Source organism: Reyranella sp., from assembly GCF_004297405.1.
Taxonomy (GTDB): Bacteria; Pseudomonadota; Alphaproteobacteria; order Reyranellales; family Reyranellaceae; genus Reyranella.
On sequence record NZ_SCVC01000007.1, the window covers coordinates 1 to 17,073 of the forward strand.

The 17,073-nt window shown below is 66.0% G+C and carries 13 protein-coding genes; 7 read left to right on the forward strand and 6 right to left on the reverse strand.

Annotation, left to right across the window (positions count from 1 at the left end; genetic code table 11):
- The coding region (locus EPO50_RS06975; protein WP_296342353.1) for an efflux RND transporter permease subunit at positions 1-1,450 on the reverse strand (1,450 nt) is incomplete at its 3' end.
- Between the two features lie 25 nt (positions 1,451-1,475).
- Positions 1,476-2,618 carry an efflux RND transporter periplasmic adaptor subunit gene (locus EPO50_RS06980; RefSeq protein ID WP_296342354.1) on the reverse strand — a complete coding sequence of 381 codons (1,143 nt, stop codon included), beginning with the start codon at positions 2,616-2,618 and terminating at the stop codon, positions 1,476-1,478.
- A gap of 266 nt (positions 2,619-2,884) precedes the next feature.
- On the opposite strand from EPO50_RS06980, the gene EPO50_RS06985 reads away from it, so the two are divergent.
- From EPO50_RS06985 to purT, 7 genes are read left to right on the forward strand one after another with little or no spacing between them, the layout of a single operon-like run.
- Positions 2,885-3,913 (forward strand): amino acid ABC transporter substrate-binding protein, encoded by a 1,029-nt coding sequence (locus EPO50_RS06985; RefSeq protein WP_296342355.1) that lies wholly within the window; start codon positions 2,885-2,887, stop codon positions 3,911-3,913.
- A gap of 15 nt (positions 3,914-3,928) precedes the next feature.
- Positions 3,929-4,828, forward strand: coding sequence for a MurR/RpiR family transcriptional regulator (locus tag EPO50_RS06990; protein WP_296342357.1), 900 nt, complete (start codon positions 3,929-3,931; stop codon positions 4,826-4,828).
- A gap of 11 nt (positions 4,829-4,839) precedes the next feature.
- Positions 4,840-6,162, forward strand: coding sequence for an aspartate aminotransferase family protein (locus tag EPO50_RS06995; RefSeq protein ID WP_296342359.1), 1,323 nt, complete (start codon positions 4,840-4,842; stop codon positions 6,160-6,162).
- A 9-nt stretch (positions 6,163-6,171) separates the two neighbouring features.
- Positions 6,172-7,104 (forward strand): diacylglycerol kinase family protein, encoded by a 933-nt coding sequence (locus EPO50_RS07000; protein WP_296342360.1) that lies wholly within the window; start codon positions 6,172-6,174, stop codon positions 7,102-7,104.
- Positions 7,101-8,294: an efflux RND transporter periplasmic adaptor subunit gene (locus tag EPO50_RS07005; protein ID WP_296342362.1), complete on the forward strand. Its 1,194-nt coding sequence runs from the start codon at positions 7,101-7,103 to the stop codon at positions 8,292-8,294. The genes EPO50_RS07000 and EPO50_RS07005 overlap by 4 nt, the downstream gene beginning before the upstream one ends.
- Complete coding sequence (locus EPO50_RS07010; RefSeq protein WP_296342578.1) at positions 8,294-11,419, forward strand: efflux RND transporter permease subunit; 3,126 nt, start codon at positions 8,294-8,296, stop codon at positions 11,417-11,419. Before EPO50_RS07005 ends, EPO50_RS07010 begins: the two co-directional genes overlap by 1 nt.
- Positions 11,416-12,603 (forward strand): formate-dependent phosphoribosylglycinamide formyltransferase, encoded by a 1,188-nt coding sequence (gene purT, locus EPO50_RS07015; RefSeq protein ID WP_296342363.1) that lies wholly within the window; start codon positions 11,416-11,418, stop codon positions 12,601-12,603. Before EPO50_RS07010 ends, purT begins: the two co-directional genes overlap by 4 nt.
- 10 nt (positions 12,604-12,613) lie before the next feature.
- Here purT and purH read toward each other — a convergent pair whose 3' ends face one another.
- From purH to EPO50_RS07035, 4 genes are read right to left on the reverse strand one after another with little or no spacing between them, the layout of a single operon-like run.
- Positions 12,614-14,227, reverse strand: coding sequence for a bifunctional phosphoribosylaminoimidazolecarboxamide formyltransferase/IMP cyclohydrolase (gene purH, locus EPO50_RS07020; protein WP_296342365.1), 1,614 nt, complete (start codon positions 14,225-14,227; stop codon positions 12,614-12,616).
- Positions 14,228-14,272: 45 nt separating this feature from the next.
- Positions 14,273-15,502 carry a threonine ammonia-lyase gene (locus EPO50_RS07025; RefSeq protein ID WP_296342367.1) on the reverse strand — a complete coding sequence of 410 codons (1,230 nt, stop codon included), beginning with the start codon at positions 15,500-15,502 and terminating at the stop codon, positions 14,273-14,275.
- Positions 15,503-15,547: 45 nt separating this feature from the next.
- A complete protein-coding gene (locus tag EPO50_RS07030; RefSeq protein WP_296342369.1) occupies positions 15,548-16,873 on the reverse strand; it encodes an FAD-binding oxidoreductase in 1,326 nt (441 codons plus the stop codon).
- Between the two features lies 1 nt (position 16,874).
- A complete protein-coding gene (locus EPO50_RS07035; protein ID WP_296342371.1) occupies positions 16,875-17,042 on the reverse strand; it encodes a DUF1674 domain-containing protein in 168 nt (55 codons plus the stop codon).
- Positions 17,043-17,073 lie beyond the last annotated feature (31 nt).

The window sequence follows — 17,073 nt, forward strand, 5'->3', positions numbered from 1 at the left end:
CCGAGATCGCGGTCGAGGCGGCGATGGTGATGGCGAACTGCTTGTAGAAGGTGCCCTGCAGGCCGGTGATGAAGGCGGTCGGCAGGAACACCGCGATCAGCACCAGCGAGATCGCGATCAACGCGCCGCCGACCTCGTCCATGGTCTTGTGCGCAGCCTCCTTGGGCGACATGCCCTGGGTGAGGTAGCGCTCGACGTTCTCGACCACGACGATGGCGTCGTCGACCACGATGCCGATGGCCAGCACCAGGCCGAACAGCGAGAGCGTGTTGAACGAGACGCCGACGGCGGCCATCACCGCGAAGGCGCCGATCAGCGACACCGGGATGGCGAGGATGGGGATGATCGCCGCCCGCCATGTCTGCAGGAACACGATCACGACGATGACGACCAGGATCACCGCTTCGAACAGCGTCGTCATGACGGCGTCGATCGAGGCCTGGATGAAGGTGGTCGGGTTATAGACGATCGAATAGTCGATGCCGGCCGGGAAGCTCTTCTTGAGCCGATCCATTTCGGCGATGATCGCGTCCGAGGTCTTGAGCGCGTTCGAGCCGGGGCGCTGGAAGATGCCGAGCGCCACCGCCGGCTTGTTGTCGAGATAGGAATTCTGCGTGTAGTCCTGCGCGCCCAGTTCAACGCGGGCGATGTCGCGCAGGCGCGTCACCGAACCGTCGGGCTCGGCGCGGATCACGATGTTCTCGAATTCGTCCGGTGAACTCAGCCGGCCGAGCGTGCGCACGGACAGGGTGAAGGCGCCCGGTGATACGGCTGGCGCCTGGTTCACGGCGCCGGCGGCAACCTGAAGGTTGGCCGCCCGCAGCGCCAGAACCACTTCGCCGGCCGTCAGGTTGCGTGCGGCGACGCGGGCCGGATCCAGCCAGACGCGCATCGAGTAGTCGCGGCCACCGAACACCAGCACGTTGCCGACACCGTCGACGCGGGTCAGCACGTCCTTCACGTAGAGCGTGGCGTAGTTGGAGATGTATTGCTGGTCGCGGCTGCCGTCGGGCGACGACATGTGCACGACCATCATCAGGTCGGGCGACGCCTTGCGCACGACGATGCCGAGCCGCTGCACATCCTCGGGCAGTCGCGGCTGAGCGACGGCGACGCGGTTCTGCACCAGCACCTGCGCCTGGTCGATGTTGACGCCGGGCTTGAACACGACATTGATCGAAAGGCGCCCGTCACCGGTCGACTGCGACTCGATGTAGAGCATGTCGTCGACGCCGTTGACCTCGAGTTCGATCGGCGTGGCGACGGTTTCCGCGATCACCTCGGCCGAGGCGCCGGGATAAGTCGCGGTGATGTTGACCGTCGGCGGCGCGATGTCGGGATATTCCGCTACCGGCAGGCCGCGCTGGGCGATGAAGCCCACGATCACGATGATGACAGACAGCACCGAAGCGAAGATCGGCCGGTCGATGAAGAAGTGCGAGAAACGCATGGGCTGACTCTGAAGTGAGGTGGCCTTAACCGGCTTTGGCGACGATCTCGGACTTCTGCGGGACGACCTTAGCGCCGGGCCTCACCATGGGGTTGGCGAGGCCGTCGAGCACGACCCTGTCGGTCGACTGCAAGCCGCTGCGGATCACGCGCAGCCCGTCGACGATCGGGCCCAGGGTCACGGGCTTTGCCTGGACGACGTCGTCCTTACCGACAGTGAACACGATCTTGCGCGACTGATCGGAGATGATCGCGGAGTCGGGGATCAGAAGCGCGTCGTACTCGCCGCCGAAGAGCTGCAGGCGACCGAAGATGCCGGGCGTGAGGAGCTGATCCTTGTTGTCGACCAGGGCGCGGCCGCGGATCGTGCCCGAACGCGCGGTCATCGCATTGTCGACGAAGTCCATCTTGCCCTTGCGGGTCCACTCGGTTTCGTCGGCCAGGCGAATGCGGACCGGGTTGTCGCCGTCACGTGACGAGGCAAGCCCGCCCGACAGGACGAGACGCGTGTAGCGCAGGTGATCGGCCTCGGAGATATCGAACACGAAGCGGATCGGATCGAGGGTCACGATGGTGGCGAGCAGGGTCGCGCCCGTCTGGCCGCCGGAGATCAGGTTACCGGCATCGACCTTGCGATCGGAGATGCGGCCACTGATCGGCGCCCGCACCTCGGTCCATTCGAGGTTGAGTTCGGCGGTCTTGAGGCCTGCTTCGGCCGACTTCAGCTGGGCGCTCGCAATGCTCAGGTTGGCTTTGCGGGTGTCGAAATCCTGGTCGGTGATGGTCTTCGATTTGATCAGTGAGGCACCACGATCGACCTGCAGCTCAGCCAGGTCGACTTGCGCCTTGGTGCGCGCGACTTCGGCCTGTGCGCTTTCGACGGCGATCTGGAACGGCCGCTGGTCGATGGTGAAGAGCGGGTCGCCGGCTTTGACGATCTGACCGTCACGGAAATGCAGTTTGTCGATGAAGCCCGAGACACGGGCCCGTACCTCGACCGAAGCCAGCGCCTCGAAGCGGCCAGAGAATTCGTCCCACTGGGTGACGCGCTTGGCCACCGGCTCGGCGACGCCGACCGGCATGGCAGGAGGTCCGCCCTGGGCAAAAGCCACCGACGAAGCAACGAAGAATAGGCCGGCGGCTGCCAGCAAGCGGCGATGAAGGGACAAGGGAACTCCCGCGAGAAATTTTGCGGCGCGAGGGCGAGATGTGGTTGCCCGCCGGCCGTCTGTCAATTGCGTGCCGGCATTGATTACGCGCTATGTCATAGCGCCCACACCAGCGAGCAACGTGCTCTCAATGCAGGCATTTTCGCCCTAGTTATTCTAAGGGAAAATGATCCAAACGGATCACTATCTGGCATAGAGATTCAAATGTTGCGAGAGGGGGTGCCGCGCGGTACCCCTAATGACCGTTACTTTCCGTGGGGGAATTGATGCTCGACCTTAAACGAGTCCTCGCTGTCGGCGCCGCCGCCAGCCTCTCGCTTCTTGTTGCTTCCGCCGCCTTCGCCCAATCGACCCTGGAGACCGTGAAGAAGCGCGGCCACATCATCTGCGGGGTCAATGTCGGCCTCGGCGGCTTCTCTCTGCCGGACAGCCAGGGCAAGTGGGCCGGCCTCGACATCGACATGTGCAACGCCGTCGCCGCCGCCGTGCTGGGCGATGCGACCAAGGCCAAGTATGTGCCGCTCTCCGCCCAGCAGCGCTTCCTGGCCCTGCAGTCCGGCGAGATCGACGTCCTGTTGCGCAACTCGACGATCACGCTCCAGCGTGATGCTGGACTCGGTATTCAGTATTCAGGAATCAATTTCTACGACGGCCAGGCCTTCATGGTGTCGAAGAAGCTGGGCGTGAAGGGCCTCGCCGAGCTGGCCGGCGCCACGATCTGCGTGGCCCAGGGCACGACGCACGAGTTCAACATGGCGAGCTGGTTCCGGGCGCGGAACCTCCAGATCAAGACGGTCGTCTTCGAAAGCCAGGACGTCATGTACGAGGCGTTCTTCAGCGGCCGTTGCGATGCCATGACCCAGGACTCCTCGGCGCTCGCCTCGGCGCTGGCCACGCGCGGCAAGCAGGCCGACTACATGACCTTGCCGGAACTCATCTCCAAGGAGCCGCTGGGGCCGTTCGTCCGCCGTGGCGACGACGTCTGGAACGCCGTCGTGCGCTGGTCGCTGTTCGCCATGCTCGAAGCCGAGGAGCGCGGCATCACCAAGGCCAATGTCGACGAGCAGCTCAAGTCGACTGACGCGACGGTGCAGCGCCTGCTGGGTGTCACGCCGGGCAACGGCAAGGCCCTGCAACTCGAGGAGAACTGGGCCTACAACATCATCAAGCAGATTGGGAACTACGGCGAAAGCTTCGAGCGCAATGTCGGCCAGGGCAGCCCGCTCAAGCTCGACCGCGGCGCCAATGCGCTATGGACCAAGGGCGGATTGATGTACCCGATCCCGCTGCGTTGATCTGACGAGCAGGCAATGACAGCGGGGCCGCTCAACGCGACCATCGTCGAGGTCTTCGAGGCGATGCCGCCGCAACTTCAGGCGGCAGCGCGCTATGTCCTCGATCGGCCCGACGATGTGGCTCTGCTGTCGATGCGTGAACAGGCCCGCCGGGCGGGCGTGCCGGCCGCGACCATGACGCGGCTGGCTAAGCGTCTCGGCCTCGACGGCTATGACGCGGTGCGCGCGCTCTACGCTGGCGCCGTGCGCGCCGGCGCAATGGGCGCGCTGGGCTTTGCCGGCAAGGCCGGCGCCCAGGTCCAGCAGCAGAATCTGCGCGGCGAACGGGCGCTGGCGGCCGACATGGCGTTGGCCTTGTCGCGCCAGATCGCGCGGCTGGCCGAGCCCGAGGCACTGGACCATTTGGCCGACGCCGCGGGCCGGCTGCACCGCGCGCGTCGCGTCTATTGTCTCGGCCTGCGCGCCTGTCACGCGGCGGCCTGGCACTTCCACTACATGCTGTCGCTGCTCGGCGACAAAACGGTGATGCTGGACGATGCCGGCGGCACCGGCCTCGATGCGATCCGCGACGCCGGCCGCGACGATGTCGTGCTGGCCGCCAGCGTCGAGCCCTATGCGCGCGCCACCATCGAGGCGGCGCGTTATGCGGCGACCGAGGGCGTGCCGCTGGTGGCGTTGACGGACAGCGAGGTTTCGCCGCTCGCGCGTTTGGCCAGCACGGTCATCCTCGTGCCGACTGAAAGCCCATCCTTCTTTCACACGGTGACGCCGCTGCTCGCCGTGGCCGAAATCCTCGCGGCTCTGGTGGCGGGCCGAAGTGGCCACAAGGCGCTGGAGGCGCTGCAGCGGACCGAGACACAGCTCTCCGCGTTCGGTGTCCACCTGCCGCGTCGCGGCGCCAAAGGAGCCCCATAGGAGCCCAAGTCATGACTCATATTCTCCACCGCCAGATCGGCGGCACCCTCCCCGTTGCCGCCGGCGGTGCCGGTATCGAAATCGTCGATGCAACGGGCAAGCGCTACCTCGATGCCTCGGGCGGCGCGGCCGTCTCCTGTCTCGGCCATGGCCATCCCGCCGTCACGGCAGCGCTGCACGAACAGCTCGACAAGCTGGCCTATGCCCATACGGGCTTCTTCACTACCGACGTGGCCGAGAAGCTCGGCGATCGGCTGATTGCAGACGCCCCCAAAGGCATGAGCCACGTCTATCTGGTGAGCGGCGGCTCCGAGGCAGTCGAAGCCGCGCTCAAGATGGCGCGGCAATACTTTACCGAGCGCGGCGAGAAACAACGCCGCCACGTCATCGCGCGCCGCCAGAGCTATCACGGCAACACGCTGGGGGCGCTGGCGGCGGGCGGCAACGAATGGCGTCGCGCGCCTTTCTCGCCGCTCCTGATCGAGACGCACCATATCGATCCCTGTTTCGCCTATCGTTTCCAGCGGCCGGGTGAATCGGAAGAGGACTATGGCCGGCGCGCCGCCAATGCGCTGGAGGCCAAGATCCTCGACCTCGGCGCCGGGACGGTGATGGCCTTCGTCGCTGAGACGGTGGTTGGCGCCACGGCTGGCGCGGTGCCGCCAGTGGCCGGCTACTTCAAGCGCATCCGCGAAATCTGCGACCGCCATGGCGTGCTGCTGATCCTCGACGAGGTGATGTGCGGCATGGGCCGCACCGGCACCCTGCATGCCTGCGAGCAGGAGGGCATCTCGCCCGACCTGATGACGATCGCCAAGGGCCTGGGCGGCGGTTACGAGCCGATCGGCGCCGTGCTGCTCGGCCGGCACATCTACGATGCCTTCGCCGGTGGCAGCGGCTTCTTCCAGCACGGCCACACCTACATGGCTCATCCATTGGCCTGCGCCGCAGGTCTTGCCGTGCAGGAGACCATCCGGCGCGACAATCTTCTGGCCAATGTTCGCACCATGGGCGCGTTACTGCAGCGGCGGCTCGGCGAGCGCTTCGGCAATCATCCGCATGTCGGCGACATTCGCGGCCGCGGCCTGTTCCAAGCCGTCGAGCTAGTCGAGGATCGCTCGACCAAGGAGCCGTTCGATCCAGCACGCAAGCTCCACGCGAAGGTCAAGAAAGCGGCGATGGCGCGCGGGCTCATGGTCTACCCCATGGGCGGCACGATCGACGGCCAGCGCGGTGATCATGTGCTGCTGGCGCCGCCGTTCATCGTCACGGCCGACCAGATCGGCGAGATCGTGGACCGTCTGGGGAGTGCGATAGACGACGCGTTGGCCTAGTCTTCCGGAATGAAGACAGCGGTTATCGTCAACCGCATGGCCAACAAAGGCAGCGCTGCCAGGCGCTGGCCCGCGATCAAGGTCGAGCTCGAGAAGCGTCTGGGTCCGCTCGAGCCGTCCTTCACCGAAGCCCCAGGCCACGCGACATCGCTTGCCCGCGCCGCACTGGCCGAGGGTGTGCGCCGCTTCGTGGCCGTTGGCGGTGACGGCACCGTGAACGAGACCCTGAACGGCCTGCTCGATTCCTCCGGCAAGCTCAACGCGCCCGACACCGTGCTCTGCCCGGTGCCGGCCGGCACAGCCAACGAGCTTTGCCGTGCACTGGGCCACCTCGCCCGGCCAGAGCTTGCCTATGACTCCGCGGTCGCCACCGGCCGCCAGGCGATCGACTTGCTGCGCGTCCGTTGCACGGGCCTCGATGGCCGGCCGATGGAGCGTTTCGGCTATCTGATCGTCTCGCTCGGCGCCGCCGCGTCGATTAGCCATCGCACATCGCAGTCGCGCTGGGCCAAGAAGTTCGGCGAGGTCGCCTACCTGCTGATGACGCCCGTGGTCACTCTGGGTTATCGCAACAGGGAGGTCGCGATTGCCGTGGATGGCGTCGATATGGGCAAAAGGCGTCTGTTCACGGCGATGGTGGCCAATACCGAGAACGGCGGTGGTGGCATGAAGCTGGCGCCGGGGGCGGCGTTCGACGATGGTGTGCTCGATCTCGTGGAACTGGGTGACGTGTCGAAATCTGCAGTCCTTTTTAGCATCCTGCCGAAGACCTACAGCGGCGGGCACATTCGCCATCCTCTGGTGAAGATGAGCCGTGGCCGCTCGTTCCACTTCGAAGCCGACGGCGACACCCTGGTCGATCTCGATGGCGAAACCATCGGACGCCTGCCGCTCGACGTCAGCGTATTGCCGCAGGCCTTTTCCGTCGGATCGCTACAATGAAAAGCAGCGGTTTTGCTGGCCGCATGGTAGCGGCCATCCTCGTGCTCGCGATCGCGGCTGGCGCGGTCTACTGGTTCGCCTTTCGCGAGGCCAAGGCGCCACCGGTCGCCGCTGCACCGCCCCCACCCGAAGTCGGCGTCGTGCAGGTGAAGGTGGCCGACGTGCCCCTGCCGCTGCACTATTCCGGCCGGGTCGCAGGCTTTCGCGTCGTCGAGATCCGCGCACAGGTCGGCGGCTTGCTGCAGAAGCGTGAATTCGTCGATGGCGAGCCGGTGAAGGCGGGCGACGTGCTGTTCCGCATCGATCCGCGCAGCTTCGAGGCGGCCCTTGCGCGCGCCAAGGCGCAGGTCGCGCAGGCGCAGGCCACACTCACCCAGGCGACCGAGAATTATCAGCGCATCCAGGGTTTGGCGGCACAGAAAGTCTCGACGCAGAAGGCCCTGGAAGATGCGACGGCGGCCCGTGAGCAGGCGACGGCGGCGCTGGCCTCGGCCAAGGCCGATGTGCAGACCGCCGAACTCAACCTCGAATACACGGTGATCCGCGCCCCGATCTCGGGCCTCACCAGCATTGAAGCCTCGCCGCCGGAAGGCACGCTGATCCAGCCGCAGCAGACGCTGCTGACCCGAATCACGCAGCTCGACCCGGCCTATGTCTATTTCACGACCACCGACAGCGAGCAGCGCGAGCTGCGCGAAGTGAACGAGAAGCGTGCCCAGCCGCTGAAGCCGGAAGACGTCACGGTGCAGCTCCAGTTCGGCAACGGCGACCGCCACCCGATCGACGGCAAGATCGACAGCAGTTCGGGCATCGTCGATCCGCGCACCGGCACGGTGCAGGTCCGCGCTGTGTTCCCCAACGAGAAGAGCGGCCTGCTGCCGGGTCAGTTCGTGCGGGTCAACATCGTGGGCGTCACCATGCCCAACGCCATCGTGGTGCCGCAGACCGCTATCGTGCAGGGCCCGCAGGGTGCCATCGTCTATGTCGTTGGTGCCGACGACGTGGCGACGGCCCGTCCGGTCACGCTCGATCGTGAAGTTGGGCGCGGCTGGATTGTGAAGAGTGGTCTTCAGCCCGGTGAAACCGTGGTCGCCGATGGCGTCATCCGAGTCCGCACGGGAATCAAGGTCCGGCCGGTTCCCGCAGCCGCGCCGCCGGCGGGTGGAGCACCGGCAGGGGCTCGGAAGTGATCTCAAAGTTCTTCATCGACCGGCCGGTTTTTGCCAGCGTCCTGTCGATTGTCATTGTGCTAGCGGGTCTGGTGGCCATGCGGGCGCTGCCGATCTCGCAGTATCCGCAGATCGTGCCGCCGGATGTCGTAGTCACGGCCAACTATCCCGGCGCCACCGCCGAGACCATTGCCTCGACCGTGGCGGCGCCGCTCGAGCAGCAGATCAACGGCGTGGAGCGCATGCTCTACATGCGCTCGACCTCGACCGGCTCGGGCACGATGAGCATCACCATCAGCTTCGAGATCGGCACCAATCCCGATCAGAACGCGATCAACGTCAACAACCGGGTGCAACGCGCCCTGCCGTTGCTGCCGGCCGAGGTGGCGCGCCAGGGCGTCGTGGTGCAGAAGCGTTCGACCTCGATCCTGATGGTGATGACCATGTCGTCGCCCGAGCGGCGCTACGACACGGTGTTCATCAGCAACTACGCGCTGGTCAACGTGATCGACGAGCTGCGCCGCCTGCCGGGCGTCGGCGATGCGGCGCTGTTCGGCGCCTCTGACTATTCCATGCGCATCTGGCTGCGGCCGGACAAGCTCGCGCAGTTCAATCTCACGCCGGGCGATGTCGCCGCGGTGATCCGCGAGCAGAATTCGCAGTTCGCGGCCGGCCGCTTCGGCGACGAGCCGATGAAGAACCCGCAGACCTTCACCTATTCGGCGACGACGCCTGCGCGGCTGGTCGATCCCTCGCAGTTCGAGGACATCATCATCCGTTCCGACGAGATCGGTGGCGCGCTGCGGCTGAAGGACGTGGCGCGGGTCGAGCTAGGAGCACTTACCTACGGGTTTTCGGCGATCTTCAACGGTGCGCCGGCCGTGCCAATCGGCGTCTACCTGCAGCCCGGCGCCAACGCGCTGGAAGTGGCGCAGTCGGTCAAGGATGCCATGCAGCGCATCTCCAAGCGGTTTCCCGAGGGGCTGCGCTACGACATCCCTTTCAACACCACGCGCTTCGTGGAGGTGTCGATCGAGGAGGTGGTGATCACCTTCATCGAGGCGATCGCGCTCGTGGTCCTGGTGGTGTTCCTCTTCCTGCAGAGCGTGCGGGCGATGATCATCCCGGTCATCGCCATTCCGGTGTCGATCATCGGCACCTTCGCCGGCATGTACATGCTGGGCTTCTCGATCAACATGCTCACCTTGTTCGGCCTCGTGCTGGCGATTGGCATCGTGGTCGACGATGCGATCGTCGTGCTGGAGAACGTCGAGCGCATCATGGCGACCGAGGGATTGTCGCCGCGCGCCGCCGCCATCAAGGCCATGCAGCAGGTGACGGGCCCGGTCATCGCCATCGTGCTGGTGCTTTGCGCGGTGTTCGTGCCGGTCTCCTTCCTGGGAGGCCTGGCGGGCGAACTCTATCGCCAGTTCGCCGTCACCATTGCGGTCTCGGTGGTGATTTCGGGCATCGTCGCCCTGACGCTGACGCCCGCGCTCGCGGCGCTGATCCTGAAGCCGGGACATAGCAAGCCCTGGTGGCCCTTCGCCAAGTTCAACACGGGCTTCGAGTGGCTGAGCGATCGCTATGCCGGTGGCGTCTCCTTCCTGCTGAAACGCGCGGTGGTCGGCATCGCCGGGTCGTTGATCATCGTCGGGCTGGCGGTGGCGCTCTATCAGCGCGTGCCAGGTGGCCTCGTGCCCAACGAGGATCAGGGTTACGTCTTTCTGGTGACGGCGCTGCCGCCCGCGGCTTCGCTGGCGCGCACCCGCGAGGTGACCGCGAAGGCGAGCGAGGCGCTCAGTCAAAATCCGGCGGTCGCCAATGTCGTCACCTTCTCGGGCTTCGACCTCCTGTCGCTGGCGCAGAAGACCAACTCGGGCATCTCCTTCGTCACCCTGAAGGACTGGTCGGAGCGCAAGGACCCGAAGCAGGATGCGCGCAATCTGGCACCGTCCCTCTCGGCGCTGAATGCCAATTTCAAGGATGGCGTGGTGATCGGTTTCAATCCGCCGCCGATCCTGGGCATGAGCACGACAGGCGGGTTCGAGTTCTACCTGCAGGACCGGTCGGGCGGGTCGCTGGCGAGCCTGTCCGAGGCTGCCAACAAGGTCGTGCAGGCGGCGGCTCAGCGGCCCGAGCTGAGAGGTGTCTCGACGACCTTCACCACGGCGGTGCCGCAGTACCGGATCGACGTCGATCGCGAAAAGGCCAAGGCGATCGGAATCCCGATCAACACGATCTTCGACACGATGCAGGCCTCGTTCGGCAGCTTCTATGTCAACGACTTCACCCTGTTCGGCCGCACCTATCGCGTCAGCCTGTCCTCGGAGCCCGACTTCCGGGAGAAGCCGGATGATCTGCGACAGGTCTTCGTGCGCTCCGACCGCAACGTCATGGTGCCGCTGAACGAACTGGTCTCCGTGACGCGTGTCGTCGGTCCCGACACGGTCGATCGCTTCAATATCTTTCCATCAGCCAAGATCCTGGGCGGGCCGGCGCCGGGCTACTCCTCGGGGCAGGCGATCGCGGCCATGCAGCAGGTTGTGGCAGCGACTCTGCCCAATGATTACACGATCGGCTGGACCGGCTCGGCCTATCAGGAGCTTGCGACCCAGGGCTCGGGCCGGCTGGGGTTCGTATTCGGCCTCGTCATGGTGTTCCTGATCCTGGCCGCCCAGTACGAGCGCTGGTCGCTGCCGCTTGCCGTCATCACGGCGGTGCCTTTTGCGGTGTTCGGCGCTTTGCTCGCCGTCTGGCTGCGCGGCCTGGAGAACGATGTCTATTTCCAGATCGGGCTGGTGACCCTGATCGGCCTCGCCGCCAAGAACGCCATCCTGATCGTCGAGTTCGCCTCGCAGCGCTATCAGGACGGGCTCTCCGCCTACGACGCAGCGATGGAAGCGGCGCGGCTCCGCTTCCGGCCCATCGTGATGACCTCGCTCGCCTTCATCCTGGGCGTGCTGCCGCTGGCCACCAGCACCGGCGCTGGATCGGCCAGCCGGCATTCGATCGGCACGGGCGTGATCGGCGGCATGCTGGCTGCGACTTTCATCGCCATCCTGTTCGTGCCGCTGTTCTTCAAGTTGCTGACCCGTCGCCGCAAGGCGGAGCCGCCTACTAATCCTGCTAATATGGAGTCATGAAAAAGACATTCGGCACGCCGCTCAAACCCTCTTCGATCAAGATCATGCTGCTGGGCTCGGGCGAGCTCGGAAAGGAAGTCGCCATCGAGGCGATGCGGTTCGGCGTCGAGGTCATCGCCTGCGACCGCTACGCCGCCGCACCCGCGATGCTGGTGGCCAACAGCGCCCATGTCTTCAACATGCGCGACGGCAAGCAGGTCCGGCGCATCGTCGAGAAGGTCCGGCCCGACTTCATCGTGCCCGAGATCGAAGCCATCGCCACCGACACGCTCGTTGAGCTGGAGAAGGAGGGATGGACGGTCATCCCGACCGCCCGTGCGGCGCAGCTCACCATGGATCGCCGCGGCATCCGCAAGCTCGCCGCCGAAAAGCTCAAGCTGCCGACTTCTCCCTATCGCTTTGCCGGTAGCCTCGAAGAGCTGCGTGCCGGCGCCGAGGCCGTGGGCTTCCCCTGCTTCATCAAGCCCACGATGTCGTCGTCGGGTCATGGCCAGAGCGTGGCGCGCAAGCCGGCCGATATCGCCAAGAGCTGGAAATACGCGATCGAAGGCACGCGCGCGGCCACCGGCCTGGTGATCGTCGAGGGCGCCATCGACTTCGACTACGAGATCACGCAGCTCACGGTGCGCCATGAGGGCGGGCTCGCCTTCTGTGACCCGATTGGCCATATCCAGGTCGATGGCGACTATCGCGAAAGCTGGCAGCCGCACGCCATGTCGACGGTGGCGCTGAAGAAGTCCCGCGACATCGCCAAGAAGGTCGTGAACGAGCTTTGCGGCGCCAAGGGCCGCGGCCTGTTCGGCGTCGAGCTGTTCGTGAAGGGCGACAAGGTCTGGTTCTCGGAGCTTTCACCCCGGCCACATGACACCGGCATGGTGACGATGGTGTCGCAGAACATGAGCGAGATGGAGCTGCATGTGCGCGCCATCCTCGGCCTGCCGATTCCCAAGGTCACCTGCGTTCCTGGCGCGTCGGTGCCCGTGCTGGCCGATGGTAATATTTCAGATCCGACCTACACCGGCCTTGCCCGGGCACTGACTCAGCCCGGCACGTCGGTGCGCATCTTCGGCAAGCCGGAGGTCAAAGGCCATCGCCGCATGGCCGTGGCACTGGCGACCGGCCGCAGTGTTGCCGAAGCCCGCCGTAAGGCGATGGCGTCGGCCAAGCAGTTGAAGGTGCGTTAAATCGGAAGCGTCAGTGCCGGAAGTGCCGCATGCCAGTGAAGACCATGGCGAGGCCTTTCTCGTCGGCAGCGTCGATGACTTCCTGGTCGCGCATTGAGCCGCCCGGCTGAATGATTGCCGTGGCGCCGGCTTCGGCAGCAGCCAGCAGGCCGTCGGCGAAGGGGAAGAAGGCATCGGAGGCAACTACGCTGCCAATCGCCGGGCTCTCTGCCAGCTTGGCCATCTCGCCCGATTCGGCGGCGCGGATGGCGGCGATGCGCGAGGAGTCGCGACGGTTCATCTGGCCCGCGCCGACACCCACGGTGGCGCCGCCCTTGGCATAGACGATGGCGTTCGACTTCACGTGCTTGCAGACAGTGAAGGCAAACAGGAGATCGTCGAGCTCCTGCGCCGTCGGCGACCGCTTGGTCACGACCTTGAGGTCGCTCTTCTTCACGTGGCCGTTGTCGCGGGTCTGAAAGAGATAGCCGCCGGCCACGCTCTTCAGGGTCATGCCGGCGGTGGTCGGGTCAGGCAGAGTGCCGGCCAGCAGCACGCGCACGTTCTTCTTCTTGGCGAAGATCGCCAGCGCCTCGGGCGTTGCGTCGGGCGCGATCACGACCTCGAGGAAGAGCTTCGACAGATCCTCGGCCGTCTTCGCCTCGAGCGTCGTGTTGACCGCGACGATGCCGCCGAAGATCGAGACCGGATCGCAAGCATAGGCCTTGAGGTAGGCGTCGTACTGGTTCTTGGCGACAGCGACACCGCACGGGTTGGCATGCTTCACCACGACGACCGCCGGCTCCTTGAATTCGGCCACGCATTCGTAGGCCGCTTCGGTATCGCCGATGTTGTTGTAGGAAAGCTCCTTGCCCTGGACGATGCGTGCCGTGGCGACGCCCGGCCGATTGCTGCCGTCGCTGTAGAAGGCGGCCTTCTGGTGCGGGTTCTCGCCGTATCGGAGGGTCTGCACGCGCGCCGCCGACAAGGTCAACCGCTCGGGGAAGGTTTCGCCTTCCTGCTGTGCGAACCAGTTGGCGATAGCCGAATCGTAGGAAGCGGTACGGGCATAGGCCTTGGCCGCGAGCTTGCGGCGCAGGCCGAGCGTCGTGGCGCCCTTGTGGGCCTGCAGCTCGTCGAGAACGGATTTGTAGTCGGCCGGATCGACCACCACCGTGACGAAGTCGTGGTTCTTGGCCGAGGCGCGGATCAGGGCGGGGCCGCCGATGTCGATATTCTCGACGCAGGTCGGGAAGTCCGCACCGCGCGCCACTGTGGCTTCGAACGGGTAGAGGTTCACCACCACGAGGTCGATGCCGGCGATCTTGTGATCGCTCATCGCCTTCCTGTGGCCGGCGTCGGTGCGGCGGGCGAGGATGCCGCCGTGGATCGAGGGCTGCAGCGTCTTCACGCGGCCATCCATGATCTCGGGGAAGCCTGTGTGGTCGCTGACCTCGGTCACCTTGAGTCCGGCGTCGCGCAGCGCCTTGGCCGAGCCTCCGGTCGAGAGGATTTCGACCCCATGGGCGGCCAGCGCCTTGCCCAGTTCGACCAGGCCCTCCTTGTCGGAGACGGAGATCAGCGCCCGCTCGATCTTGGCGAGGTCGGGCGTGGGCGAGGGGACGTATTGGGTCGAGGCGGACATGGCCGGTCTTTTAGCCCGCGCCCCAGTGGGGGCAAAGCGGCGGATTTACGCGTCCACGCCCTCGAGCACCCGCACCTTAAAGCCTTCGGCCTCCAGCGCCGAAACCAACTCCCGGGCATGGCTGCGGTCGCGGGTTTCGACGGTGACATCGAGCTCCGTGGCCTTGGCGACGACACTGCCGAAAAGGCGCTGGTGCTGCACTTCCACGATGTTGCCGCCGGCGCCGCCGATCAGGCCGGCGACGCGGGCGAGTTGGCCCGGTAGGTCGCCGATCATCAGCCGCAGCCGCACGATCCGGCCATCGCGCACCAGGCCGCGCAACAGCACGGACGCGAGCAGGCGCGTGTCGATATTGCCGCCGCAGAGGACGAGGCCAACCTTGCGGCCGGTGAAATGCTCCGGATGCGCCAGCAGGGCGGCTAGGCCGGCCGCGCCGGCGCCTTCGGCCACCGTCTTTTCGACTTCGAGGAACAGAGCGATGGCGCGTTCGATGGCCACCTCGTCCACCGCCAACACGCGATCGACCAGGGCGCGGGCGATGGCGAGCGGCGCCTTGCCGATGTCGCGGACGGCGATGCCTTCGGCGATGGTGTCGCCGCCCACCGTGACCTCGTCGCCGGCCAGGAGCTGGCGCATCGCCGAATAGCCCGCCGATTCGACACCGATCACCTTCACGTCGGGCCTGAGCCCGCGCGCTGCGACGGCGCAGCCGGCGATCATGCCGCCGCCACCCACCGGCACCACCAAGGTGTCGAGCTCGGGCACGTCTTCGAGCATTTCCAGCGCGATCGTGCCCTGGCCTGCGATGATGCGCGGGTCATCGTAAGGATGGACGAAGACCAGCTTCTCGGCGTCGGCCAGACGATGGGCCTCGGCCGCCGACTCCGACAGCGTGTCGCCTTTCAACACGACGCGCGCACCGTGGTCGCGCGTGTGCTTCACCTTGTTGTTGGGGGTGAAGGACGGCATCACGATGGTGGCGGGAATGCCCAGCCGCCCGGCGTGGTAGGCGACGCCCTGCGCATGGTTGCCGGCCGACATGGCGATGACGCCGCGTTTGCGTTCTTCTGCGGTGAGCTGCAGCAGCGTGTTGAGCGCGCCGCGCTCCTTGAACGAGGCCGTAAACTGCAGGTTCTCGAACTTCACCCAGACGTCGGCCTTGGCGATGCGCGACAGCGTCTCGCTGCGCAGGCAGGGCGTGTGGACGACCGCGCCGGCGATGCGGGAAGCCGCGGCACGGATATCGGCGAGAGAGACGGGAAGAGCTTGGGTCACGCGACTAGTCTTGCCCCGGCCCCGGCCGCCTCGCAAGCAAACGCTCTAGGCGGCCATCCGGCGATCGAGCCAGTCGCGCGTGCGATACCAGGCGCCGACGATCGGCAGGAACCACGAAGGATCGCCGTTGTAGAGCGCGTGTTCGGGGAAATCGCGGCCATCCAGCGGATTGACTGGCACGTTGCGACCACCGGCGATCTTCCGCGCAGTTTCGGTGCCGAGATAGGTCATCATGGCGACGCCGTTGCCGTTGCAGGCCAGCAGATAGTGCACGCCCTCGTCGGTACCCATGTGCGGCATGTAATCGAGGGCGAAGGCGACATTGCCCGTCCAGACATGGGTGATGCGGATGCCGTCGAGCTGCGGGAAGCGGTCGATCATGTACTGGTAGAGCGCCGGCGCACTGACTTCCGGGGGCGCCGCGGTGAAGCGTGCGCGGCCACCGAAGATCAGCCGCGTGCCGTCGGGCGAGGGCCTGTAGTAGGTCAGCACGCGCTTGGTGTCCCCGATCGCCCGCATCTCGGGGATCAGCTTGCTTGCGGGCTCGGGCAGCTCTTCCGTCGCGATGATGTGGCTCGCCACCGGCACGACGCGGCGCTTCAGCCGCGGCGTCAGATCGCCGGTATACCCGTTGGTCGCGACCACGACCTCGCGGCACTCGATCGGTCCCTTCGGGGTCAGTACGCGCCAGCCGTTCGTGACCTTCTCCAGCCGCTCCGCCTCGACCTTGGCGCAGAGGATCGCGCCGGCGCGATGCGCGGCTTCCAGCAAGCCCTTGTAGTAGAGCGCGGGGTGCAGATGGCCGGCGCGCGTGGCATGCATGCCGCCGAAGTAGTAGTCCGACGCGATCATCTCGCGCTGGCGCTCGCGCGGGATCATCTCGGCGCCGGCATTGGCGTATTTGTTGTAGGTTTCGACTTTGGTCGCGAGGTCGTCGTAGTGGCGTGGCGTCCAGGCGCCGACGAAGCGGCCGTTGCGATGCAGGCCGCACTCGATCTTCTCGCGCGCGATGATGTCTTCCAGCACGCTGAGCGAGTCGGCACCGGCACCCATCAGCTCGGCTTTCAGGCGCTCGAATTCCTCGGCGATGGGGCTCTTGCCGCCCAGCCCTTTGCCGAGATTGGTGCCGCCTGAGATCATGCCGCCGTTGCGCGTCGACGCCCCGATACCGAAGTCGCCGCGCTCCAGCACGACGGCGCCGACCCCGTTGCGCCGCAGTTCCAGCGCCGTCGAGAGGCCGCCATAACCCGCACCTACGATCACCACGTCGGTGCGGGCCGGCGGATCCTGCGACAGGGCGTTGTTCGGCGTCCACGCCTCCCACCACCAGGGTTGTGCCTTGAACTCGGGGTGGAAGATGTCGGTGCGCATTTTAGAAGTCCGTCACCTTGCCGTTGAACTGCCAGTCGCCGTAGCGCGTCGGTTCGGGACCGGGCGGGCCGCCGATCTCCTCGACCTTCTTCGGCTTCTCGGGCGGGACGGGGGCGGCCGGTTCTGCCTTGGCTGGCTCCGGCGGCGCAGGTGTCTTGGGCTCGGTCATACTGTCATGATGCCTGCGCACGCCTTGTTTC